At 51.7% G+C, this 441-nt stretch carries 1 protein-coding gene; it reads right to left on the bottom strand.

Annotated features, from left to right (window positions below; all coding sequences use genetic code 11):
- Positions 1–441, bottom strand: a 441-nt coding sequence (locus SB658_RS21960) for a sugar-binding domain-containing protein (RefSeq protein ID WP_410602297.1), incomplete at both ends; no start/stop codon positions are given.

The raw sequence follows: 441 nt of genomic DNA on the forward strand, positions 1-441 counted from the left end.
ATGCTGCTGCTGCAAATCCTGCCTTCCTCGTCAAAAAAGCGCGAACAAATATCGCCGACTCCGCGTGCTTTCAGCAATTGTTTCTCTTCTTCCCGGAAATAGCCGAGTCTGAAAAGCAGCGCCTCATCCCGGACGGTTCCGACCGTAAACAGGGCGATATTGGCTTGTCTGCCCATTTCAATGATCCGCTTAATATGTCTGTCCCGCTCGACCATCTGTTTCACATCGGCGCTGTCAAATATAACCGGCAGCGGCAAATACCTCGGCATGGTCTGAAATGCTTCGGCGAACAGCTGAATCGTTTCTGATGAATACGTATTGACATTGGAATGACTGATGCCGCCTTTCAGCTGCACGACTTCAACGCTCTTTACCTGCTTCGGCTCCATGCGGCTTGCGATCTGGTACATCGTCGTCCCCCAGCTTACGCCGAGTATATCG

It is taken from the genome of Bacillus sp. SIMBA_008, from assembly GCF_046535495.1.
Classification (GTDB): Bacteria; Bacillota; Bacilli; order Bacillales; family Bacillaceae; genus Bacillus; species Bacillus subtilis.